General features: G+C 47.5%; 21 protein-coding genes. 15 read left to right on the forward strand and 6 right to left on the reverse strand.

What is annotated here, in order from left to right; all coding sequences use genetic code 11:
* Positions 1-32: 32 nt before the first annotated feature.
* Both N2K84_RS12540 and N2K84_RS12545 read left to right on the forward strand, forming a co-directional pair.
* On the forward strand, positions 33-914 hold the full coding sequence (locus N2K84_RS12540; protein ID WP_282592166.1) for a fructosamine kinase family protein: 882 nt from the start codon (positions 33-35) through the stop codon (positions 912-914).
* A gap of 57 nt (positions 915-971) precedes the next feature.
* Positions 972-1889 carry an SIS domain-containing protein gene (locus tag N2K84_RS12545; RefSeq protein WP_282592167.1) on the forward strand — a complete coding sequence of 306 codons (918 nt, stop codon included), beginning with the start codon at positions 972-974 and terminating at the stop codon, positions 1887-1889.
* On the opposite strand, the gene N2K84_RS12550 is transcribed toward N2K84_RS12545, so the two are convergent.
* Together N2K84_RS12550 and N2K84_RS12555 are read right to left on the reverse strand one after the other, a co-directional pair.
* Complete coding sequence (locus tag N2K84_RS12550; protein ID WP_282592168.1) at positions 1886-2536, reverse strand: response regulator; 651 nt, start codon at positions 2534-2536, stop codon at positions 1886-1888. The genes N2K84_RS12545 and N2K84_RS12550 overlap by 4 nt on opposite strands.
* A complete protein-coding gene (locus N2K84_RS12555) occupies positions 2529-3485 on the reverse strand; it encodes a sensor histidine kinase (RefSeq protein WP_282592169.1) in 957 nt (318 codons plus the stop codon). Before N2K84_RS12555 ends, N2K84_RS12550 begins: the two co-directional genes overlap by 8 nt.
* Before the next feature lie 102 nt (positions 3486-3587).
* Here N2K84_RS12555 and N2K84_RS12560 point away from each other — a divergent pair, with 102 nt between their 5' ends.
* The 4 genes from N2K84_RS12560 to N2K84_RS12575 all read left to right on the forward strand — a co-directional run bounded on the left by N2K84_RS12560 (position 3588) and on the right by N2K84_RS12575 (position 8959).
* Positions 3588-6914, forward strand: coding sequence for a UvrD-helicase domain-containing protein (locus tag N2K84_RS12560; RefSeq protein ID WP_282592170.1), 3327 nt, complete (start codon positions 3588-3590; stop codon positions 6912-6914).
* A gap of 358 nt (positions 6915-7272) precedes the next feature.
* On the forward strand, positions 7273-8004 hold the full coding sequence (locus N2K84_RS12565) for a hypothetical protein (protein ID WP_282592171.1): 732 nt from the start codon (positions 7273-7275) through the stop codon (positions 8002-8004).
* A gap of 200 nt (positions 8005-8204) precedes the next feature.
* Positions 8205-8609: a NifB/NifX family molybdenum-iron cluster-binding protein gene (locus tag N2K84_RS12570; protein ID WP_282592172.1), complete on the forward strand. Its 405-nt coding sequence runs from the start codon at positions 8205-8207 to the stop codon at positions 8607-8609.
* Positions 8610-8638: 29 nt separating this feature from the next.
* On the forward strand, positions 8639-8959 hold the full coding sequence (locus tag N2K84_RS12575; protein WP_282592173.1) for a hypothetical protein: 321 nt from the start codon (positions 8639-8641) through the stop codon (positions 8957-8959).
* Between the two features lie 78 nt (positions 8960-9037).
* Here the strand turns inward: N2K84_RS12575 and N2K84_RS12580 are convergent, their stop codons facing one another.
* The 4 genes from N2K84_RS12580 to N2K84_RS12595 all read right to left on the reverse strand — a co-directional run bounded on the left by N2K84_RS12580 (position 9038) and on the right by N2K84_RS12595 (position 12207).
* Positions 9038-9790 (reverse strand): shikimate dehydrogenase family protein, encoded by a 753-nt coding sequence (locus tag N2K84_RS12580; protein WP_282592174.1) that lies wholly within the window; start codon positions 9788-9790, stop codon positions 9038-9040.
* A complete protein-coding gene (locus tag N2K84_RS12585) occupies positions 9787-10731 on the reverse strand; it encodes a polyprenyl-phosphate transporter (RefSeq protein ID WP_282592175.1) in 945 nt (314 codons plus the stop codon). The genes N2K84_RS12580 and N2K84_RS12585 overlap by 4 nt, the downstream gene beginning before the upstream one ends.
* Positions 10732-10942: 211 nt before the next feature.
* Entirely contained in the window at positions 10943-11893 is a 951-nt protein-coding gene (locus tag N2K84_RS12590) for an aldolase catalytic domain-containing protein (protein WP_282592176.1), read from the reverse strand.
* Positions 11894-11904: 11 nt separating this feature from the next.
* The gene (locus tag N2K84_RS12595; protein WP_282592177.1) at positions 11905-12207 is read right to left on the reverse strand and encodes a chorismate mutase; all 303 of its coding nucleotides are present in this window, start codon (positions 12205-12207) and stop codon (positions 11905-11907) included.
* A 423-nt stretch (positions 12208-12630) separates the two neighbouring features.
* Between N2K84_RS12595 and N2K84_RS12600 the strand changes: the two genes are divergently transcribed.
* The 9 genes from N2K84_RS12600 (at position 12631) to nifJ (ending at position 24502) form a co-directional block, all read left to right on the forward strand.
* Entirely contained in the window at positions 12631-12861 is a 231-nt protein-coding gene (locus tag N2K84_RS12600; RefSeq protein WP_282592178.1) for a DUF2061 domain-containing protein, read from the forward strand.
* A 5-nt stretch (positions 12862-12866) separates the two neighbouring features.
* Positions 12867-13325 carry a precorrin-2 dehydrogenase/sirohydrochlorin ferrochelatase family protein gene (locus tag N2K84_RS12605; protein ID WP_282592179.1) on the forward strand — a complete coding sequence of 153 codons (459 nt, stop codon included), beginning with the start codon at positions 12867-12869 and terminating at the stop codon, positions 13323-13325.
* Positions 13322-15121, forward strand: coding sequence for an assimilatory sulfite reductase (NADPH) flavoprotein subunit (locus N2K84_RS12610; RefSeq protein ID WP_282592180.1), 1800 nt, complete (start codon positions 13322-13324; stop codon positions 15119-15121). The genes N2K84_RS12605 and N2K84_RS12610 overlap by 4 nt, the downstream gene beginning before the upstream one ends.
* A 110-nt stretch (positions 15122-15231) precedes the next feature.
* Entirely contained in the window at positions 15232-16926 is a 1695-nt protein-coding gene (locus N2K84_RS12615; RefSeq protein WP_282592181.1) for an NADPH-dependent assimilatory sulfite reductase hemoprotein subunit, read from the forward strand.
* 5 nt (positions 16927-16931) lie between these two features.
* Positions 16932-17669 carry a uroporphyrinogen-III synthase gene (locus N2K84_RS12620; RefSeq protein ID WP_282592182.1) on the forward strand — a complete coding sequence of 246 codons (738 nt, stop codon included), beginning with the start codon at positions 16932-16934 and terminating at the stop codon, positions 17667-17669.
* Between the two features lie 54 nt (positions 17670-17723).
* Complete coding sequence (locus tag N2K84_RS12625) at positions 17724-18557, forward strand: SDR family oxidoreductase (RefSeq protein ID WP_282592183.1); 834 nt, start codon at positions 17724-17726, stop codon at positions 18555-18557.
* 264 nt (positions 18558-18821) lie between these two features.
* A complete protein-coding gene (gene cobA / locus N2K84_RS12630) occupies positions 18822-19562 on the forward strand; it encodes a uroporphyrinogen-III C-methyltransferase (RefSeq protein ID WP_282592184.1) in 741 nt (246 codons plus the stop codon).
* Between the two features lie 109 nt (positions 19563-19671).
* Positions 19672-20850: an ATP-binding protein gene (locus N2K84_RS12635; RefSeq protein WP_282592185.1), complete on the forward strand. Its 1179-nt coding sequence runs from the start codon at positions 19672-19674 to the stop codon at positions 20848-20850.
* A gap of 103 nt (positions 20851-20953) precedes the next feature.
* Positions 20954-24502, forward strand: coding sequence for a pyruvate:ferredoxin (flavodoxin) oxidoreductase (nifJ, locus tag N2K84_RS12640; RefSeq protein ID WP_282592186.1), 3549 nt, complete (start codon positions 20954-20956; stop codon positions 24500-24502).
* The last annotated feature ends 11 nt before the right edge of the window (positions 24503-24513 follow it).

Consider the following 24513-nt stretch of genomic DNA (forward strand, 5'->3'; position numbering starts at 1 on the left):
TAATCCGGGATAATCACAGAATTTTGTTACTTATGGAAGAAAACATATTGAACTTTTTGACCGAAGCCCTTCGGAACCGGTTTGGCAACAGTTTTCAGTTAATGCAAACGGTGCCGGTTGGCGGTGGCTGCATCAGTTTTGCCAGGAAACTGAAAACTAGCCACGGTACTTTCTTTTTGAAATGGAATGCTTCCTGTCCCGATGATTTATTTGTACGGGAAGCGGAATGCCTGAACGCCTTGAGAAAGAATGCCGCTGATAGCCTGCTGGTCCCCGAAGTTTTGTTGGCCACAGAAAATGGCAGCCTGCCCGGTTTTATCCTGTTGGAATATCTCGAACCCGGCAGTGCTCCGAAGCAGGATGAGAAGTTAGGTTACGGATTGGCTCATTTACACAGGGAGGCGGGGGATAAATTTGGTTTTTCACACAACAATTATTGCGGTTTAACGCCTCAGCAAAACGATTGGACGGGGAATTGGCCGGCTTTTTTCGCAGAAAACCGCTTGGCCTACCTGGTGCGTTTGATACGAGATAGCCGTGGGATAAGCTCAGCTGATCTAAAGGTGTATGAAATGCTGATGGGCAAACTTCCGCAGCTGCTCCCTCTGCGTTCTGTGCCGGTGCTGATCCATGGCGATCTGTGGAGCGGCAACTTCCTGTACACCAGCCGGGGCCCGGCGCTGATCGATCCGGCTTCGTATTATGCCGACCGCGAGATGGAGTTGTCTATGATGACCCTGTTTGGTGGTTTTTCCAACCGCACCTGGCACGCCTATCAGGAATCTTTTCCGCTTGAAAACGGCTGGGAAGAGCGGGTGCAATTATATCAGCTTTACCACATCCTGAACCATTTCTTGTTATTTGGCGGTCATTACGGGTATCAGGCTTTATTGATTTCTAAAAAATTCATTTAAAAAAAGTAACGGATACTTTAAATAGTCGTAACTTGTTGTTCTATAAATTTGATGCTTGTGGAATCCGAACTTTTTGAAATACCATACCAGGCTGGGGTCTGTTATGAGCATAATAAGGGGCTAATTTTGCCTGAAAAAGTACCCTATATTGGTATGGGCTCGTCCTATTTTGCTGCGCTGGTATTGCGTTACCAGGGAATGAAAATTTATCCGGAGATTGCTTCTGAATACTTCAATTATTTGGAAAAAGTCAGGCAATTTGAGAAAGCCGTGTTGATTTCCCAGTCGGGCGAAAGTAGCGAAACCCTCTGGTGTGCCGATCGTTTTGAGCAGTTTGTTCCTATTGTTAACGATTTGCGCAGTCCTTTGGCCAACCATCCGGCAGCCGATGTTGCCGTTGACCTATGTGCCGGACGGGAGCGTTTTTCGTCCACAAAAACGTATATCAACAGCTTGACGGTATTATTTTTAGGGCATGGAATTGATCCGCAGCCGGCGTTGGAGTATAACCAGCTGTATTTTCCCTCGTTTAAAGCTCGCGGAGAAGAATGGGGCCAATTGACCTTCCGTTTGCTGAAAAAACGAAAATACAAGGGTTTTTACATCTTGGGTGCCGGGCCTAATTTGGGTACAGCCATGCAGGCCGCGCAGGTGCTTACCGAAGCTACTAAACTCCCGTTTATCGGCATGTCATTGGCGCAATACGATCATGGGGTGAAGGAAGCAGCTGGGCGGTCGGTCGTTTTCGTCATCAACCCGGTGGGGGAACAAGGGGAGCGGACTGCCAAGCTCATTGAGAAAATTGCACTTGCCGGTGGCTTATGCATCGAATTGAAAGAAACCGGTCTGCCTGAAAAACTTAGCCCTTTTGCCACCATTATGCCCTTCTTTTTTATGGCAGCATGGCTTCGCCGAAAACTGAAAATAAAAGAACCCTTTGTGGTGGGAGGAAAAGTGACCCGGGTGACCAGTTAGATTTCAACAAGTTGATTTTTAATGGCATACATCACCAGTTGCGCTGTATTTTTACACTCACTTTTTTCCAGGATGTTGGCCCGGTGCTTATCAACCGTCCGTTTCGATATGAACAGCTGATCGGCAATTTCCTGATTGGACAGGCCTTGGCAAATTAAAATCAGGATTTCAATTTCCCGATCCGACAAGCCGGTTTGGGGTTCTTTATTTTTGGTGCTGGTTCTCAGGCTATTCACCAATGTTCGGAGCAATTCCGACGAAAAATAGTTGCCTCCTTCATATACGGTTTCCAAGGCACTTTTTACCTCGTTCATATCCGAATTTTTCAGCACGAAACCTTTTACCCCGGCATCCACCATTTTGTAATAATAATCTTCTTCGCCATACATGGAGAGGGTGATGATTTTCAACTCGGGAACCTTTTGGAGGGCTAGTTTTGCCGCTTCAATGCCGTCCATCACAGGCATATCAATGTCGAGTAAAACCAAGTCGGTTTGGGTGTGGTCAAGCAGATCGATAAATTCCTGTCCGTTGGCTGCTTCGCCAACCACCTGAAAATTGGGGAGGTTGTTGAGCAAGATGCGTAAACCGTTTCGGAACAAGGTGTGATCGTCAACGATAATAATTTTTCGGGTGTAATCACTCATCTTCTGTTTTTACTTTAATAATAACCAAGGTGCCTTTCCCGGGTTCGCTTTCAACATGAATTTCGCCTTTTAACGAGTTGATGCGCGAAAAGATGTTCGAGAAACCCATGCCGCTTCCGGGATGTTCAAGCAATTTGGTCTTGTTAAAACCTTTTCCGTTGTCTTTGTATGCAATGGTAAGATTTTTTTCCTCTTTGGTCAATCTGATTTCAATTTTTTTTGCCTTGGCGTGTTTGATGGTGTTGTTGATCAGCTCGCATACCACGCGGTACAAAACCACTTCCACATTGGTGTCAAAGCGTTCGTCACCCAGGTTCGAATCGATCTTTATATGGATGGCTTTGGTCGTATTAATTTTATTCGAAAAGTTGCGAAGAGCCCGGAGCAGGCCGAAGTTATCCAGTACATGCGGACTCAGGTTGTCCGATATTTCCTTGAGGGACTTGATGGCCTCGTTAATCACCATTTCGGTATTTTTCACAATTTCTTCCGATACTTTGTCGTGTTCCAGTTGTGCCAGCGACGAGACCGACATTTTTACGGTGGAAAGCAATGGTCCCAGCCCATCATGTAAATCTTTGGCAAAGCGCTTTCGTTCTTTTTCTTCCGTTTGGATGATGGCGTTCAGGAACATTTTTTCGGTTAATCGGCGAGAGTCTTCTACCCGTTTCATGTATTTGAAAATTCGTTGGATCATAAACACGCCAATGGCAAACGCAAGCGACATGATAACCCCCGACCAAACCATGATTTCGCCCAATTCCTGTGGCTGAAAGTTGCTTACATACGGCAGGATTTCAACTAATAACCGGATAGCCATTACGATGAAGCCAATGGTGAGCAAGATCCACGAAAAATTGTATTTGGTGACCTTGGTAAGTTTTATGGCCACACCAACCGCAAAGAACTGTAGAATAATGGAAATAACAAGTAAAAATTGAAGGACCATTTCAGTTGAGTTTTAGCTTGATGCAAATGTACAAAGGTAATCGGGCATTTCATAGACTTGTCAGCAAGGAGCAAATTCGTATTTTTAACAAAAATCTGTTGCATGTCTCAACTACGTATTTATAAAGCATCGGCCGGTTCGGGGAAAACCTTTCGGCTGGCCGTTGAATATCTGAAAATTGCCTTGGCCGGCGAGTGGAATTACAAGCACATTTTGGCGGTTACTTTTACCAACAAGGCAACCACCGAGATGAAATACCGGGTAGTTCAGGAGCTGTTTCAATTAGCCCAGGGAAATCAAACGGCCTATTTGCAGGTGCTGAAGGACGAAACCGGGCTGAACGAAACAGAGCTTACCCACCGCGCACAAAAATGCCTGAAACGAATATTACACGATTATTCGCGTTTTTCCATCAGTACGATCGACAGTTTTTTTCAGCGGGTAATCAAGGCTTTTAACCGCGAATTGGGCATCAACACAGCCTATCAGGTTGATTTGGATGAGGACCAGATTTTGGATGAAGCTGTGGACGAACTGTTGCTTTCGATTGATGATGACCGCGATTTGCTGGAGTGGCTCAAACAATTTGCGCGCGACAAAATTCAGGAAGGGGGCGGGTGGAACCTCAAGGGCGATATCCTGAAGTTGGGAAAGCAGATTTACAACGAAACATTTAAGGAGCTGAACCAGGCCTTGCACGAAAAGCTAAACGACCGGGCTTTCATCCGAAATTACCGGCGCGATTTGCAGCAAATCATTGTTCAATATGAAAACAAGCTGAAACAAATCGGGAAAGAAGGGGTTCGCCTGATGGAAACCGCCGGGTTGACGGCTGCCGATTTTAAATACGGGAACAGTGGTGCGGCTGCCAGTTTTCAGAAAATGCTGAAGGCCGATTTCTCACCGGGTGTTCGTGTGTTGCAGGCCGCCGAAGAGGCAGCAAACCTGTTCAAGAAGAACGATCCGGCCCCGGTGCAGGACGTTGCTCGTCAATTGCACTTGCTGCTGGCCGAGGTGGTCACGTTTTATCAGCAGGAAATACAACCCTACAACACGGCCAGGCTGATCGTTAATCAGCTTTATACGCTGGGTATTTTGGTCGATTTGCAGGCCATGGTCCGCAAGGTTACCCGAGAAAAAGGCGTTATTCAACTATCCGAATCGGGAAACCTGCTGAAGCAAATTATTGCTGACTCCGAAACCCCTTTTGTGTATGAAAAAACAGGCGTGTACTACCAGCATTTTATGATTGACGAGTTTCAGGATACGTCGGGATTGCAATGGAACAACTTTCGTCCGCTGATCGGGAATTCGCTTGCCGAAAACAACCTCGGCATGTTGGTGGGCGACGTAAAGCAAGCCATTTACCGATGGCGCAGCGGCGACTGGAACCTGCTGGCCTCAAAGGTGTCGAAAGCTTTTCCGGCCAATGGGGCCACCGAGGAAACCCTGAATAAAAACTGGCGCAGTTCGGGGAACGTCATTCGTTTTAACAACCGAATTTTTCAGTTGGTGCCTGATGTTTTGCAAAAGCATTTCAATGGGGAGCTCGAAGATGCGGGCCGCGCCGAGTTGCCGATGGAGGACCGGATTGTGCAGATTTACCGCGAGAGTTTGCAGGAAGTTGGTCAAGCGTCAGGCGATAAGGACGGGTATATTCGCATGAATTTTTATGAAAAAGGTGGCGACGAAGTTGATGAAGTCAAGCAATCGCTGCTGGACGACCTGGTTACCCAAATCAAGCGGGTACAGGATTTAGGCGCTTCGGCCAACGAAATCGCTATCCTGGTCCGGAAAAAGGACGAAGCCAAGTTAATTGCTGATTGCCTGCTTGCCGAAAAGGCAAAAATGGAAGAGCCATATAATTTCAATGTGTTGTCGAGCGAATCGCTGTATGTAAAAAATGCCGCATCGGTGGCATTTGTTTTATCGTTGCTGGCTTTGCTGATCGACCCGGATGATGAACTGGCGCTTGCTTTTGCCAACTACCAGTACCACCGGGAAATTGAGCCTCAGCTGAAGGCAATGGGCAAACATCCGCAACTGAAACCGGCAGCGGACATGGAGCAACTGCGCATGGATTTCCGGTCTCCCTATTCACCCGATATTTCGCGCCAATTTGAGGCCATTGAAGATGATCAAAATGAATTGTTCCTGTTTCTGAAAAGTGATTATTTCAATGATACTTTGGGATCGCGCAATCTGCAGGAAGTCATCTTTAAACTTTGTGAGATCTTCTACTTGTTCGATTTGAAAGAAGAATTGGCATATATGCAGGCATTCATCGATCAGGTTTCGGTGTTCCTGAAAAACCGAACAGCCGATATTTCTACTTTTCTGAAGTGGTGGGATGATCAGGGGCAGAAGAAGACCATTGCCGTATCGGAAGACCTGGATGCCATCCGCATTCAAACAATCCATAAGGCAAAGGGGTTGGAGTACAATTATGTGTTTGTTCCGTTCTGTGACTGGTCGCTCGAAATATCGGCCCAACATGCTCCCATTTTGTGGTGCCGACCGGATACCGCGCCTTTTGACCAGTTGGAACTGGTGCCGGTGAAATACGCCAAAAATATGGGGGAATCGTTGTTTTACCAGGAATATTTTGTTGAGAAGATGAGCAACTATATCGACAACCTGAACTTGTTGTATGTAGCTTTTACCCGCGCCCGACAAGCGCTGTTTACCTGGTCGGGCTACGGCAAAAAACTGGGCTCGGTTGGCGATTTATTGAAAGCGGCTGTCAGCCTGGATGAACATCTTCCGGCAGGAGGCCAGCAGCATCTGCTATTGAATTTGTCGGCCAATTTTGATGAAGAAGATCAGCTGCTCGAAATTGGTGAACTGACAATCGTACCGTCGAAGAAAAAGGATACTGACCGTGCCATCCGTTTGCAGGATTTTCGTTTTGCCGACTTTAGCAACTACCTGCAACTGCGCAAAAACCACGAACACTTTTTTGAACCGGACGGAGTTGCTGAAAAAAACATCAACCAGGGCCGTTTGATTCACGAAATCCTGGCTAAGATTACGACAGCGAATGAATTGGAGAAAGCGGTAAACGACTTGGTTTTTAAAGGTATGCTTAACAACAACGGGGCAGAACAGATAAAACAGCAATTGGCCAGGCTATTAACCGATCCTGCTGTAAAAAGTTGGTTCGACGGTTCGTACCGGGTGATGAACGAACGCAATATCCTGACCGGAAAACGCGGGCTGAAACGCCCGGACCGCATCATGCTGGCCGAAGGCCAGGTTGTCGTGGTTGACTATAAATCGGGCGAACAGGAACTGGATAAATACGAGCATCAGGTACGGCAATACATGCGCGAATTGCAGGCCTGCGACTACCCGAATGTCAGTGGATATATCTGGTACACCCGAACGAACAAAAGAGTTCGCATTGAGTTGGAGGGGGAAAAGAACTGATCCGCTTTTAATTGTTATTGCAAGTCTTCTGGTCTTTTCGTTTCTATTTTTTCCAGTGCAGTATTCCGGATACTTTCACCTCTCAATTAATTGGCCGGCGACAAACAAAAATCGGAACAACCAGTATAACCAGACGTGGGTGTTTCACCTGTGCCGGACCGAATAAAAGGGAAGAGCGGGGTAGAAGGACCGAATGAAAGGCCTGTCCGATTTTTCCCGGGGTCTCTGTTTTCCCGGAATGATCTGCGGTTGTTAGAACCGAAGTATCCGGGTATATGTTAGCGGAAGCTGGTTGTCCTGGTCTTGTATGTAAGGTCATTTCAGGACTGGGCGAATAGGACATTTTAACTAGTACGATATGAAATCCCTTTCAAAATCATTCAAAATCATCACCTTGCTGACCGGTATTTACGGGGCATTGTACTTTTGGGGATTTATTGTTCCGTTTTTTACCGGCGAACTCTCCTTCTCCATTCCGAACGACAGGATTGTTTTTCTGCTGTTTGTGCTTTTCGGGGCCGGCTATCTAAGCTCTTTTTGGTATAAAAAAATTGCCGGAATGGTATATATGATTTGGTATGCAGGGGTCTTTATCCTTTCCACTATACTGGACAAGAGTGACGGGATGCCCATTGTTTTGGGTTTTCCTTTGGTGGTTATCGGGGCATTTTTATATCTCGAAGGATGTAAAGAAAAGCGGCGGACGAAAATGACCGAGCAACAGGAGTGGCATATCATCCTTCGTGTTTTGCTGATCAATTATGCCGTTAATTATCTCATTTACATGTACCAAGATCTGGTTTTCAGTGCCCCGTTAAATATTTGGGCATTCCCCGGACTTGTCTTTCCGCTCCTGCTGGCCATTTTCGTGGCGGGCTTTGCATTGTCATGGAAATGGGAAGTGCCGGCCGGTATCTTTTTCATCCTCTGGTATCTGATTGCCCTGGCTGTTTCCATCGGCTATACCGAAATCTTTAACCGCGGTCCGATGATTATGGTTGGGCTCACCTTACTCATGCAGGGAATTTTTTATATCCGCAACCATTATAAGTTTAAACCGAAAGGCCCGGTTGTGCCGAAGGCCGTGTGACAGGCACCAGGAAGTTGTTCCGTAAAATCCTACATCCGTGCAAAATCGTCCTACAAAAATGTAAGATTCCGGAGGACTTTTTTTGTTACCAAGTTGTCGTTCAGTGGCTTTTGTTTTTGGGTACGGCAATTGTCGGGAGTCGTGCGCCGCACATGTCGAACATTGGCAGGCGGTTGTGTTGAACCCAAAAATGAATGACTATGAAAATTTGCATTCCCGTGATTGGAAAAAATGTAGCCTTGGTGAATTTGCTGGCCGATGACTTTTACAAGGCAAATTTTTATTGTGTGCACGATGTCCATGCCAATCAGCATGAAGTGTTCTCGAAGACGGAGTTAATGGACCGCTTTGGCCTTGATTTGCGACAAGGAGGCGGTGCGGATGTGGTGAAGGCCATCATCAGCCCGAATGTCAGGCCGATGGCGTATAAAATCCTGGTTGATAACGCGATCAAAGTTTTTAAGCCGCAAGGGAAGCTGGTGGATGAGAATATTCGTCTTTTCAAGGAAAACCAGCTCGATGAGTATGACCTGTCCAGTGTGGAAGAAACGGCCGGCTGCGGGGCTTCTTCCTGTAGCGGCTGTTCGTCGGCTGGCTGCAAATAAAAATATGTCTCACCTTAAATTGATCGATCATGACCATTGCATTCAGACCACTTTCCGAAGTTAAAATGATCCTGGAAGAAGCCGGGACCGATATTTCGTATACTTACGATGATTTGGTTTTTGTTGACCATACGGCCTACCTCATTCAATTTGACGATCTGAACAAGGAGAACCTTAATTTGTATTTCAACATCGATTTGAACGAGTTGGATGCCCGGAGTTTGGGCAAAAAACTAAAAATGCTGGTGGAGAAGCATCACAAGACCCTCACACCAGCCGGTAAATTTTCGTTGAAACAAAAAGATGGCTCGGAAGAAATCGACATCTCGTTTTTCCCGTTGGCTAATTAGTGTCGCTCCCATGTAATCTCGTCTGAGGGATACTTTATTTTGCCTTTTGCCTTGTCATTTTTAACTTGAAACCAGGGATCAGCTGTTCCAGATTTCCCAGGCCTTGAGCGCTTGCAGGTGCAGCATTTCCAGTCCGTTTTTCACGGCAGCGCCTTGCTCTTTCCCTTTTTTCATGAAAAGGGTTTCTTCCGGATTGTACACCAGGTCGAACAGTACATGGTCGGCAGTGAGGTGTTCGTATGGTATGTTGGCGCAGGTATCTACCTTTGGGAAGGTGCCCAATGGCGTGGCATTGATGATGACCAGGTGGTCTTTCAACAACTCGCTGTCAATTTGTTCATAGCGTATTTCGTTGTCGAAAAGTTCGGCTTCGATGGAGGCTGACACATAAGCGATGCCCAATTTTTCGAGGATGTATTTGATGGCCTTCGACGCGCCGCCGGTCCCCAGGATCAGTGCTTTTTTTTGTTTGTCGCCTAGCATGGGTTTCAGCGAATTCTCGAACCCGTAAATGTCGGTGTTGAAGCCTTTCAGTTTCAGCTTGCCATCAGCCTGGCGGATGATCTTTATCGTGTTGATGGCGCCCACTTTGGCTGCTTCGTCGTCAATTTCATCCAAAAAAGGCATGATTTGCTGCTTGTAGGGAATAGTGCAGTTGAGCCCGGCAATGTGGTCGTTCTTCTCAAAAATCTCTGGAAACTCGTCAATCGAATCCAGTTCGAAGTTCACGTACTCATGTTCCTTCAACCCTTCTTTTTCAAATTTTTCGGTAAAAAATCCTTTTGAGAAGGAATAGCCCAGGCGATGCCCGATTAATCCGTAGGTTTTCATTTCTTAGTTTTTATCAATTTCTTACTAACTCCTTCAATCACGAAAATCAGCACAAATCCCAAAGCAGCCAGTCCGAATGCCCAGGCCATTTGCGGGGCATGTCCGGTGAGTTCGGCGTAGCTAGTAGGTAAAACGTTTTGTTCGATCAGCGGTTTTACCTCGCCGTGACGGTCAACAAAGGTTTCAACCACCTGTTTCCAGGGCCATACTTTGTTGAGCGAGCCGATCATGAACCCGGACAGAAGGGCAATGGTAAGCGTGTAATATTTTTTCAGCAACCACGATAGTACATTTGAGAAGAGGATAATACCGATGACGGCCCCTGCCAGAAAAACGAAGATGACGGGCAGGTTGAAATTGGAAACCGCACCCAGGATGAATTTGTACATGCCCAGTAACACCAGGATGAAACTGCCGGAGATGCCGGGCAAAATCATGGCGCAAATAGCGATGGACCCCGACAGGAAAATAAAGGCATAGCTGGTATTGGCTTCGGCCGGTGTGATTACCGTAATGACGTAGGCAATGGCCACACCTGCCAGCAGCGACAGGAAGGTGCCTGCTTTCCATTGTTTTATGTCTTTGGCCACATAGATGGCCGAGGCTACAATCAATCCGAAGAAAAACGACCAAACCAGGATCGGGTGATGGTCGAGCAGATATTTCAACCCTTTGGCCAGCGACAGGATGCTGATGCCGATCCCGATAAGCAGGCTGAGCAGGAAATTGGCGTTTACCGCTTTCCAAAAGGCGGTGAACTTCCCGCTGAAAAGCAGCTTCAGATTCGCAAAATTGATGGATTTGATCGAGTCGATCAGTTCCTGGTAGATGCCGGTGATGAAGGCGATGGTGCCTCCCGAAACGCCGGGGACAACATCGGCTGCGCCCATGCCTATTCCTTTGAGGGCAATTAACAGGTATTCTTTCGTGTTTCGTTTCATGAACATGTTTTTTTTGAAGGGTACAAATTCCGGTTTCCCGGAAAACGAGCTTCGCAAAAATAGCGTTTCAGGTTTAATAACGAAGGTGCAGGACAGGAATAATTAACCAAAAGGCGTGTAACGCTTAACAAAAAAGCCCCTCGCAAAGCGAAGGGACTCTCATGAATTCAGGTATTGGGAAGCACAATTGGATGTGCTGTGAGAAAAGGTCCTACTCCAGTAATTCGTAGTCGTGCATTTCTTTCATGAACGACACAAAATCGGTTTTGCGCTCGGAATCCATCCAAGCCATGGCACTTCGCGGGTGTTCGTTTAGTGCGCCGGTAATTAAATACGGGATGTGGTAGCCCCAGTCTATTTTCTGCTGCCAGGGCAGGATTTCTTCCTGAATGGCTTTCAGCAAAGGCAACAAGCGGTATTTCGGATTTTTCAGAAAGGCGATGAGGATTTCGATGGGACAGTTGCCGGCCCCGCGGCCCATGCCCAGGAGTGTCGCATCCAAAAAGGTGGCGCCGCCCATCAGGGCCGTGATAGTATTCGACATGGCCAGTTGCATGTTGTTGTGCGCGTGAATGCCTATCTCCTTGTCGGGCAGGGCCGAGCGGTATTTTTTCAGCAGGTGGTCAACCGTTTCGCAATACATGCTGCCAAAGCTGTCAACCAGATAAAACACCGGCACCCTCGATTGTCCCACGTCCGACAGCGCTTCATCCAAGTCGCGTTCATTCACTTTCGAAACGGCCATCAGGTTGATCGTTGTTTCGTAGCCTTTGTCCATGCAGTGGTGGGCCAGCTCAATGGCTTTGTCCATTTGGTGGGCATAACAGGCTACCCGCATCATGTCGATGGCACTTTCGGTGGCCAGAGGAATGTCGTCCAAATCAATGCGGCCAATATCAGCCATGGCCGATATTTTCAACTTGGTGTTGTTTTCGCCAACAATGCGGCGTAAATCCGCATCGGCAGAAAATTTCCAGGGGCCAACTTCATTCCGGTTGAAGGCTTTTTCGCTGCTGATATAACCAATTTCCATGTAATCGACGCCAGCTTCCACACAGGCATCATACACGCCTCTCACAAATTTGTCGTCAAATTGCCACTTGTTCATCAGGCCACCGTCGCGCACGGTGCAATCCACTACTTTAATATCTTTTTTATACATGGTAGGCTGTTTTATTGTTTTTTTGATTTGTTGTGAAGTTCCAGTTCTTTTTTGATGTTGTGATGGACGATCGTTTTATAGACCTCGTCGATCATGTCGGGAGAAAGGTGCAACTCTTCAGCCCAGGCACGCCGTTGCTTATACAATTGTTCCTGCCGGCTTTTGGCAACGATACTTTTTTCGTCCGTTTTAAAGCGAACAATCTCGCAGACAAATTCCTGCCTTCTGGCCAGTAGTTCCATAATCATCCGGTCAATCCGGTCAATTTCATCTCTCAATTCGCTAATACTTGTACAGGATTTAGCGTCTTTCATTATTTTGTGATATTTGTCACAAAAATAATAAAATGAAAATACGTAGGAGATATTAATGATAAAATGAAACAAATCTGGACGATTAACTGCGTATTTATTGTCTTTCTAATTTAGAATTAATAAAAAAAATACATCGAAGTATTTGGAAATGTCGAATTAACCGCTACATTTGCGCAATCAACGAATAAGAGAGTTGAATATCTGAAATGAAAAAAATGACTTCTGCAATCGAATTTATAATCAGCGCAAACATGATGATGTGTATGTGTCGTGGTTCTTTTTTGCAGAAGGAAAGGAGTTAGAATTGGTATAGCATATATCGAGATACAACAAAAGGCCCTCTGTAAACGCAGTAGGGCCTTTTTGTTTTAGCCCATCCCGAATGAACTGTACCAGCGTAAAAAATTGAAAGATAAAATCAATATGAAGGAAAAAGCCTACCGCAGTGTTGTAAAATCGGTTTCGTGGCGAACCGTTGGAACCCTGGACACGATGTTGATTGCCTGGTTGGTGACCGGGCAGTTGGAATTTGCCGTGACAATTGGCGGCGTGGAGTTGTTCACCAAAATGCTCCTCTATTACCTGCATGAGCGTACCTGGAATAAAATCAAATTCGGGCGTGTCAGCAGTTCCGATATCGAATATCAAATTTGAACGTGATGAAGAAGAACTTTTTGCCCATAGCTATCAACATTGCCGGTGAGAAAATACTGATCATCGGTGGCGGACAAAGCGCCTGGAAGAAAATCCATATCCTGAAACGATTTGGGGCTGATGTCGAAGTGGTGGCGCTCGAGGTGTGCGACGAGATCAGGAACAGTGGCATTCTGTACAGGCAGAAGTCCTACGAAAAGCAGGACCTGAAAGGCTACCTGATGTTTTACTCCTGTACCAATAATCCGGACCTCGACCGGCAGATTGCACAGGATGGGCGCGAGGCGGGTGTTCTGGTCAACATCCACGATCAGCCGGAGCTTTGCCAGTTTGTTTCGCCGGCCATTTATCAGCAGGGAAATATTCGGGTGGCAGTAAGCTCCAATGCCGAGGATGTGTTCGAATCCATCCGATTACGAAATGAAATTAAAGACTATCTGGAAAATAAAAACAAAAAGCAATGAGTATCAAATTGAATCCTTTAAATGTAGAGCAGGCAAAAGCGCTGGAGCAGCTGATCAGCGGGGCAGGGCCGCAACAATTGATTTGGCTGAGCGGCTATTTTCAGGGATTGTCGGCCGGGGCATATCAGCCCGAAACAGAGGCAACTGCCCACGCCCGGTCTGTAGTGCAGGCGGTTCAGGCAGCTGCCTTAAAGCTGACTATTTTATACGGCTCGCATACCGGGCGCAGCGAAGGCCTGGCTAAAAAACTGAGAAGTTTGCTGGCTGAAAAAACGATAGCAGCTGATGTTTTTTCGATGGATGACTATAATACAAAGCAGTTGGAGCAGGAGCAAAACCTGTTGGTGATTGTCAGCACACACGGAGAAGGTGAGCCGCCGCAAATGGCCGAAGATTTTCACCGCTTCATTACCGGAAAACGTGCGCCCAAGTTGCCTAACCTGAACTTTTCGGTACTGGCCCTGGGCGACAAAAGCTATAAGTTGTTTTGCCAAACCGGCATCGAAATCGATCATGCACTGAAAAAGGCCGGGGCACACGAGCTGTTTCCTATTGTTACCTGCGATGTGGATTATGAGGAGGATGCCACCATCTGGATGGATGCCATCCTTGAGAAACTGGCTGAACATTTGCCTGCAGCAGTGCAGCCTGTGCCTGCAGTAATAAAAGCTGAAGAGGCCGTGGTATATAATCAAAAGAACCCGTTCCGGGCAACGGTGCTGGAAAAAGTGAAGATTACCGGCCGTGATTCGGACAAGGAGGTTAATCATGTGGAGCTGTCGCTGGATGGCTCCGGGATCTCTTATCAACCGGGCGATTCGTTGGGTATTTTGGCCGACAATCCGCCGGTGCTGGTAGCACAAATCATTCAAACATTGAAACTCGACGGCCAAGCTTCGGTTGTTTTGAAAAAGAAAGAATTCACCCTGGAAAACGCCTTGCGCCACCAGTTGGAAATTACGGTGCTGAATCGGGGCGTGGTTCAACATTATGCCGAAAAAACCGCATTGCCCGGCGTACAACAACTGCTCGACGATGAAAAACTGCTCGATGAATACTTGTGGGGCCACGATGTGCTGGACTTGCTGCAGGATTTTCCGCATGAGCTAAGCGAACAGGAGCTGGCCGACCTGTTGCGACCGCTGCCTCCCCGTCTGTATTCCATTTCTTCCAGCCAGGAACTGGTGGGCGACGAAGTGCACATCACGGTTTCAACAGTAAGGTACAGCAACAAAGGGCGCGAGCGCCACGGGGCGGCTTCGACCTATCTGGCCGACCGGATTGAAGTGGACCAGGAAATTCCGGTTTACATCGAGCGGAACCCTGGCTTCCGGCTTCCCGAAAACGAGGAAACCCCGATCATCATGGTGGGCGCCGGAACTGGCATTGCGCCATACCGCGCTTTTCTGCAACACCGCGAAGCCAACAACCTGAAAGGAAAAAGCTGGCTGTTTTTTGGTGAGCGCCATTTTCAGTCCGACTTTTTGTACCAGCTTGAGTGGCAGAAATACCTGAAAAAAGGCCTGCTCGAAAAGATCGACCTGGCTTTTTCGCGCGATCAGGACCAAAAAATCTATGTCCAGCACCGCCTGGCCGAGCGGCAAGCCGAAATTTTTGAGTGGCTCGAAAACGGCGCCAGCTTCTATTTGTGTGGCGACATGAAATACATGGCCAAAGATGTGCAAAAAACCTTGCTGGATATCATTCAAAACCAGGGAGGAATGACCGAAGACCAAGCCCGGGACTACTTCAAAAAGCTGAAGAAGGAAAAACGGTTCCAGGCGGACGTGTATTAATGGTGGCATTATTTATTTCTTAAAAATTCAACAAAACACCGAATCGATAAGTATAAATACTTATTTTTGATAGTACTAATACTTATCAATCGGTTTTAAAATCATAAACCATGAGTGCGAAAATTGATTGGAGCATCCTTTCCGAGGTTGAAAAACTAAAATACGAGAGTAACTATTTACGAGGGACACTGGAACAAAGCCTGGCCGACCCGGTAACCGGGGCCATTGCAGATGGCGACACCCAATTGTCGAAGTTTCACGGCATTTACCAGCAACACGACCGCGACCTGGAAAAGGAGCGGAAACAGCAAAAGCTGGAGCCAGCCTTTTCGTTTCTCATACGGGTGCGGTTGCCCGGAGGCGCGGTGACGCCGGCCCAGTGGCTGCAAATGGACCGGCTGGCCGACGAACATGCCAACGGAACGCTTAAATTGACCACCCGTCAGGCTTTTCAGCTGCATGGGGTGATCAAAAAGAAATTGAAGCCGACCATCCAGGGTATCAACGAGGTGTTGCTCGATACCATAGCGGCTTGCGGCGATGTGAACCGGAATGTAATGTCACATGCCAATCCGGAGGAGTCCGAAATTCATGCGCAGGCATACAAACTGGCAGGCGACATTTCGGCTCATTTGCTGCCGCAAACAACGGCTTATCACGAAATCTGGCTCGACAAGAAGTTGCTGGTGGACGGCAAAAAGGATGTCGAACCGCTGTACGGCGACCGCTACCTTCCCCGGAAATTTAAGATTGGCGTGGCTGTTCCGCCTTCCAACGATGTGGATATTTTCTCGCAGGATTTGGGCTTCATCGCCATCCAGGAAAACGGAAAGCTGGTCGGTTACAACGTGGTGGCTGGTGGCGGCTTTGGTTCTACCTTCGGCATGCCCGAAACTTACCCGCGCCTGGGCGACGTGATCGGTTTCTGCACCCCGGAGCAGGCGGTAGATGTGGCCGAAAAAATCCTGCTGGTGCAAAAAGACAACGGGAACCGCCAAAACCGCAAGCTGGCCCGGCTGAAATATACCATCGACCGCAACGGGCTGGATTGGTTCAACGCCGAAGTGAACAAATACCTGGGCTACGAACTGCAACCTGCCCGACCTTTTCATTTTACGCGTAACGGCGACCGGTATGGCTGGGTGAAAGGTACGAACGGAAAGTGGAACATGAACCTGTTTGTGGAAGGTGGCCGGGTAAAAGATACCGAAAGCCTGAAACTGAAGACGGCCTTACGCGAAGTGGCTCAGCAGGTGGATGCCCAATTCATTCTGACGGCCAACCAAAACCTGATTTTGGCCAACACGACAGAAAAAGACAAGGTGAACCAGATCCTTGGCAAGTACGGTGTTTGGCCGGTGCAATTGTCGGGTTTGCGGCAAAACTCCATCGCCTGCGTGGCGCTGAACACCTGCGGACTGGCGTTTGCCGAGGCCGAACGGTATTTGCCCACGCTCATCTCCAGGCTGGAAACCATTTTGGACGAGTATCAGTTGCTGAAAGAAGAAATTGTGATCCGAATGACCGGCTGCCCTAACGGTTGCGGCAGGCCCTACCTGGCCGAAATCGGTTTCATTGGCAAATCACCTGGACGCTATAATCTCTATTTGGGAGGAAATTTGAACGGTACCCGCTTGAATACCCTCTACAAAGAAACGCTTTCCGAAGAAGAAATCCTGGCCGAACTTCGCCCGATCATTGCCGATTTTGCGCAAAACCGGGCAAACAACGAAGGCTTTGGCGATTTCGTCATCCGGAAAGAATATGTGAAGGAAACAGTGCAAGGAAAAGATTTTAAACATTAAGGAAAATGGAATTACCTTCAGTATTTATAGGAAGAAGTTTATCGGCAGCCACCCGCAGGTGGTTAAAAAAACAGCCGATCCGGTTTATTGAGCACCCGTTTATCCGCATACAATTCCGCAAGCCCAACGTGGAATTTCTGGAATCGGTGAAAGACAGGGCTGCCAGTTTAGTTGTAACCAGTTCGTACGCGGCTTATTGGCTGGTGCGTTTCCGCCGTCATTTTGGACTGCGGACGAAGCACGAGATATTTTGCCTTTCGGAGAAGCAGCGTGATATTTTGCTGAAATCGCGCATGAAGATCCACCTGGCCGCTGAGCCAACCATCCCGGCATTGGCCAGCCTGATTGCCGAACAGAACCACGGGCAGCCGGTGATTTACCTGCGCGGCGATAAAGCGCTGAACGATTTGTACGAACGGCTTTTCACCTTTGGCATACAGGCACACGAGTTGGAAGTATATAAAAATACGCCTATCGAAAAGTGGATCAACGAGGCGTTTGACGCTTACTTGTTCTTCAGTCCCACGGCGATTGAAAACTACAAGGCATCCGGCAACTTTCCGCCGCCCAAGGCCCAGATTATGGCGATTGGCGAAAACACGGCTATGACTGCCTGGAAAGTATTTCCGAACGCGGTCAATGTTTCGCCCGACGATGAGGAGCTGTCGTTTGTCCGATATTCGGTGGATCGCATCATTAAAAAGATGAATGAACCGATCCCGAAAAAGCGGGTTATCTATTAATTGACTTAAAACCCGAAACCCGAAACTTGAAACTTGGAACTTGAAATTTGAAACATGAAACGCAAGACAATCTCCATATTAGGTTGTGGCTGGCTGGGATTACCGCTTGCCAAGGTTTTGCAGGAGGAAGGCTATCATCTGAAAGGCTCGGTAACCACTTCATCAAAACTGTCCGAATTGCGGCAAGCCGGAATCAGTCCCTATCGGTTGGCGCTTCACCCCGGCTCGGTTGAAATGGACGATCCATCATTTTTTGAAACCGATCTGGTTATTGTATCCATTCCTCCCCGTCGGGTCCCGGATATTGAGGAAGTATTCCCGGCGCAAATTCGTCAACTGATCGGTTTGCTGGAGGCTCATGGGATAGGGACGGTGTTGTTTATTTCATCCACCTCGGTTTATGCCGAAACGGAAGGAACCGCCACCGAGACGGATGAACTGTTGCCCGACAAACCTTCGGGAAGGGCTTTGGTGACTGCCGAGCATATGCTTCTGGCCAATCCGGCTTTCAAAACAACCGTGTTGCGTTTTGGCGGTTTGATCGGTGCCGACCGGAACCCGGCCCGTTTCTTAACCCGCAAGCGCGAAGCTTTGAGCGGCTCCAAACCCGTAAACCTGATCCACCGGGACGATTGCATCGGCATCATTCGTGAAATTATCAGGCAAGAGGCTTGGGGTGAAGTGTTCAATGCCTGTTGTCCGGAACATCCCACACGCAAAGAGTTTTATGAAGAGGCTGCGGCTGTTTCCGGCCTGCCCGCACCGGAATTTACCGACGAACCGGAACCGTATAAAATGGTGAACAGCACAAAGCTGGTCCGGCAACTGAACTACAGTTTTTTGTATCACAGTCCGATGGATTACCTGAAACAGCTTGCCGGAATGTAAAAGGCACTCAGCTTGTCGTTAAGGAACGGTCGTTTTGTTTTAAGGAGCAGAAGATTAACGCTAAGGAATGGACAATTGATGTTAAGGAACAGGTTTTCGCCCTTAAGGAATGCATGAACGGCTTTAAGGAATGCATGAAAAGTGTTAAGGAGTGCAAGAACGGCGTTAAGGAATGCATGAAAAGTGTTAAGGAAAGGGTTTCGGCCTTTCATAAATGTATAACATGATGTAAGGAGCGTGCCATCAGGCATCTGTAATAAAGAAATGCAAAATAATCACCTCATATCCATTGTAGGCGCAGGCCCGGGCGACCCGGAGTTGCTGACCATTCGCGCGCTTCGCCGTATTGAAGAGGCTAATGTAATTTTGTATGATGCCCTTCATGGCGATGAAATTTTGGAGTTGGCTGCTCCTGTTTGCCGGAAAATTTACGCCGGAAAACATTACCAGGACGGTCAGCACCAAACCGAACGGCAGGACAACATTCATCGACAGTTGAAGGAATTTGCCCTGGCTGGGAACAAGGTAGTGCGACTGAAAGCCGGTGATCCGTTCATTTTTGGCCGCGGCGCCGAAGAGCTGGAGTTTTGCCTTTCCGAAGGCCTGCAAGTGGAAGTGGTACCCGGCATCACGGCCGGCCTGGCAGCAGCTACCTGTTTCCACATTCCGGTTACCTTGCGGGGCGTAAATAGCATGGCGCTGTTTTATACCGGGCACAAGCGCGATGGCGGGTTCGACGATATTGAAGTGGTGGCCTCGGTGCTCAACACCCATGCCCCGGTGATGGTATATATGGGATTGAAAAGCCTGGCGTATTTGTCCGATGAACTCCGCAACCGGGGGGTGTCGCCGGAGATTCCGCTGCAAATCGTGAGCCGGGTAGGGCATCCGGATCAACAAATATTTACAACTAATTTAGGTGAAGTAGCGGAATTTCTCACTCGGAATGACCCGCCTATGCCCTCTATGATCATTCTCGGATCGCATGCCCGTAAATTGGGTTAATCCTTATTTTTATTAATTATAAATTACAATTTCGGGTATAAATTGTTATCTCTGGATAGCAAAAAATCCACTTTCCTGTTTACTTTTGTTTGCAGAATAAAGGTGAACAATGGAAAATCTGGTGCAAATACATCAAACGCTGGTGGAGAACCCACGTGAATCTATCCGGCGGGAATTGCTCGACGAGATTGATTGGTCGCAGCGGCTGATCTGCATCAAAGGTTTCCGCGGGGTTGGCAAAACCACTTTTTTGCTGGATTTGGTAAAGGAAAAATACGCCGACGACAGATCCTGTTTGTATGTCAACCTGAACAATTTCTATTTCACCAAACGTAAAATCGTAAATTTTGCCGACGAGTTCTACAAGAAGGGCGGCAAAGTACTGATTCTCGACCAAATTCATAAATACCCCGACTGGGCCGATGAGTTGAGGATTTGTTACGACAGTTTTCCCGAATTACAGGTCATTTTTTCGGCGTCGCCGGTGCTGCGTGTCATCGAGGGGCACGAAAACCTGCAGGGAATTGCCCAGGTGTATCACCTCGAAGGATTGTCGTTTCGCGAGTACCTGAATTTTAAAGGGTCGTTTCAGTTCCGGAAATATCAGCTGGATGAGTTGATCGCCAATCATGTGGCTATCGCCGCCGAAATCACCGAAAAAGTGAAGCCCCTCGCATATTTTAATGAGTACCTTCAAACCGGTTATTATCCATACTTTTTAAACAGCAAGTCTTTTTACAGCGAAACCCTGCTGAAACACGTCAACCTGGCGCTTGAGATCGATGTAACTTATCTGAACCAGATTGAGTTGAAGTATTTGCCAAAGCTCAGGAAACTGTTGCAAATCATTTGCAGTCAGGTACCTTTTTCGCCGAATGTAAGTAAAATAAGCACAGACGTGGAAACCTCGCGCGCTACTATTATGAATTACCTGCGGTACCTGAAAAATGCGCGCCTGATTAATTTGCTTTTTTCGAACGGGGGAGAAGACCAGCAGAAAAAACCCGACTTGGTGTATGCTCACAATACCAATATTCTGTACGCTGTTGATCCGGAAAATATCAATAACCGAAATCTGCGCACGACGTTTTTTTACAACCAGGTCGGTTACAAATATGAAGTAAAGAGTTCGGCCCTGGCCGATTTTAAAGTGGCTGGCAACTATCATTTTTCGATTGGCGGTAAATATACCGAGCCGTTTAATGAAAGCAGTTTCGCAGCAGCCGATATGATTGAGGAAGGGAAGGGGCACATAATTCCCTTGTGGCTGTTTGGTTTTTTATATTAGTGGTTAGGGAAAAGTCAAAAGGGAGAGTTGGTGTGCTGGAATTATGAATAGGAAGAAAGATTTAACTGAGATAATATAAATTCTAAAATTAACTTGAATAGACATGGCAAAAGAAAAAAAGTTCATTACATGTGACGGAAACTACGCTGCCGCGTACATGAGTTACATGTTTAGCGAAGTTGCCTGTATTTATCCCATTACGCCATCTTCAACCATGGCCGAGTATGTGGATGAATGGGCTGCAAAAGGAAAAACCAACTTGTTTGGCCGTCCGGTACGTTTGGCCGAGATGCAGAGTGAAGCCGGTGCTGCCGGTGCTGTGCACGGCGCTTTGCAATCGGGTGCGCTCACTTCAACGTACACCGCATCGCAAGGTTTGTTGCTGATGATCCCCAACATGTACAAAATTGCCGGTGAATTACTGCCGACTGTTTTCCACGTAAGTGCCCGCGCCCTGGCTGCCCACGCACTTTCCATTTTTGGTGATCACTCCGACGTTTACGCTTGCCGTCAAACCGGATTTGCCATGTTGGCTGCCGGTTCGGTACAGGAAGAAATGGACCTGGCCGGTGTTGCCCACCTGGCTACCCTGAAATCGCGCGTTCCGTTCCTGTCGTTCTTCGACGGTTTCCGTACCTCGCACGAGATCCAAAAAATTGAGTACCTCGACAAAGAAGCTTATCTGCCATTGATTGACCAGGAAGCGTTGGCCAATTTCCGCAACCGTGCGCTTAATCCTGAAAATCCGGTGACCCGCGGTACAGCTCAAAACCCGGATATTTTCTTCCAGGCCAAAGAAGCAGCCAACCCATTCTACGATGCCGTTCCCGATATCGTGGAGTCGTACATGCAGGAAATCACCAAACTGACAGGCCGCGAATATCATCCGTTCGACTACTATGGTGCACCGGATGCTGAAAACATCATTGTGGCTATGGGGTCGGTAACCGAAACCATCAAGGAAACCATCGACTATTTGGCTTCTCAAGGGAAGAAAGTTGGTTTGCTGGCTGTTCACCTGTATCGTCCGTTCAGTGCGAAATATTTTATGAATGTTTTGCCAAAGAGCGTAAAACGTATTTGCGTGCTTGATCGCAGCAAAGAGCCGGGAGCAAACGGCGAACCATTGTACCTGGATGTGAAAGATCTGTTCTATGGTAAAGAGAATGCGCCTCTGATCGTTGGCGGACGTTTTGGTTTGGGATCGAAAGACACTACTCCGTCACAGATTCTGGCCGTTTACGAAAACCTGGCCATGAACGAACCGAAAAACGGTTTCACCCTGGGTATTGTGGATGACGTGACTTTCAAATCACTGCCGCTGAAGGAAGAAATCAAAATTTCGGACGAAAGCATTTACGAAGCTAAATTCTACGGTTTGGGTTCGGATGGTACCGTTGGCGCCAACAAAAACTCGATCAAAATCATTGGCGAAACAACCGATAAATTCTGTCAGGGTTATTTCGAGTACGACTCGAAAAAATCAGGTGGTTTTACGTGTTCACACCTGCGTTTCGGAGACAGCCAAATTCGTTCAACTTATTTTGTAACTACTCCCGACTTTGTGGCTTGCCACGTCCCTGCATATGTCAATTTATATGATGTGTTGAAAGGTCTGAAAAAAGGTGGTTCATTCCTGCTGAACTCAATCTGGGATGAAGAAGAAACCAAAAAACGTTTGCCGGATAATATGAAGCGTTACCTGGCAAAGAACGAAATCAACTTCTACATCATCAATGGTACAAAACTGGGTGAAGAGCTTGGTTTGGGAACCCGTACCAATACCATCATGCAATCGGCTTTCTTCAAAATTACCAATGTTATTCCTTACGATCTGGCTGTTGAGCAAATGAAAAAAGCCATCGTAAAATCATACGGAAACAAAGGTGAGAAAATCGTTAACATGAACTTCGCCGCTGTTGAAGCCGGTGGGGTAAACGTGGTGAAAGTTGAAGTTCCTGCTGATTGGAAAAATATCAAACTGGAAGAGGAAGTTGCTGCAACTGACCGTCCGGATTACATCAGCAAATTTGTGGATGTGATCAATGCCCAAAAAGGGAACGATCTTCCGGTATCAACATTCGTTGGTTACGAAGACGGTACGTTTGAGCAAGGTACATCGGCCTTCGAAAAACGCGGTATCGCCGTAAATGTTCCCGAATGGCAAGCAGACAACTGTATCCAGTGTAACCAGTGTGCATACGTTTGTCCTCATGCTGCTATCCGTCCGTTCCTGTTGACCGAAGCCGAAAAAGCAAACGCTCCCGAAGGAACAGAAACCCGCGTAGCTACTCCGACTAAACAATTCCCCGACCTGTCATTCCGTATCCAGGTTTCGGTACTCGACTGTACCGGTTGCGGTAACTGTGCCGATGTTTGTCCGTCGAAAGAAAAGGCGCTGGTCATGAAATCTCTGGGTTCTCAGGAAGCTGAAGTTGCCCGCTGGGATTATATGGATAAAAATGTGACTTACAAAGAAGCTGTTGTTGACAAATTCAAGTCGGTGAAAAACTCGCAGTTTGCACAGCCTTTGTTTGAGTTCTCGGGCGCTTGTGCCGGTTGCGGTGAAACTCCGTATGTAAAACTGATTACCCAGCTTTACGGCGAACGCATGATGGTGGCCAATGCTACTGGCTGTTCGTCCATCTATGGTGGTTCAGCTCCTGCAACTCCGTACTGCAAGCATAAAGAAAGCGGACAAGGACCGGCTTGGGCCAACTCATTGTTCGAAGACAACGCTGAATACGGTTTCGGTATGGCCGAAGGTGTGAATGCTCAACGCGACCGCATTGAAGCCATTATGAAAGCTGAATTGCAAAATGGAATCAGTGATGCTGAAAAAGAAGCGTTTACCGCCTGGATTGAAGGTAAAGACAATGCCGAAGCTTCGAAGGCTGCTTCTGCCAACGTACTGGCCGTTCTGGAAGGAAAAGATGGCCAATATGCCAAAGACATCCTGAGCCTGAAAAAATACCTGGTGAAAAAATCCGTGTGGATTTTTGGTGGCGACGGTTGGGCTTACGACATCGGTTACGGAGGTTTGGATCACGTTTTGGCTTCTGGCGAAGATGTAAACGTACTGGTAATGGATACCGAAGTTTACTCGAACACTGGTGGTCAGGCTTCCAAATCGACTCCGGTGGGCGCTGTGGCCAAATTTGCTTCTTCGGGTAAAAAGATCCGTAAGAAGGATTTGGGTCTGATGGCCATGACATATGGTTATGTGTATGTAGCCCAGGTGGCTATGGGCGCAAACCAAGCTCAATACCTGAAAGCCCTGCGCGAAGCCGAAGCATATCCCGGCCCGTCATTGATCATTGCCTACTCGCCATGTATCAACCACGGTTTGCGCGCCAGCATGGGTAAATCGCAGGACGAAGAAAAACGTGCTGTGGAATCCGGTTACTGGTCATTGTTCCGTTACAACCCATTGTTGGAAGCCGAAGGCAAAAATCCGTTTGAATTGGATTCAAAAGAACCTGATTGGAGCAAATTCCAGGAATTCCTGAACGGTGAAGTACGCTATACTTCCCTGAAGAAGTCGTTCCCGGAACAAGCTGCCGAACTGTTCGCCGCGTCCGAAGAAAATGCCAAATGGCGTTATGCTTCGTACAAGCGTCATGCAGCCATGAATTTCGGTTCGGAAGAATAAAAAACCATTTT

The organism is Gaoshiqia sediminis, from assembly GCF_025907915.1.
Lineage (GTDB): Bacteria > Bacteroidota > Bacteroidia > Bacteroidales > Prolixibacteraceae > Gaoshiqia > Gaoshiqia sediminis.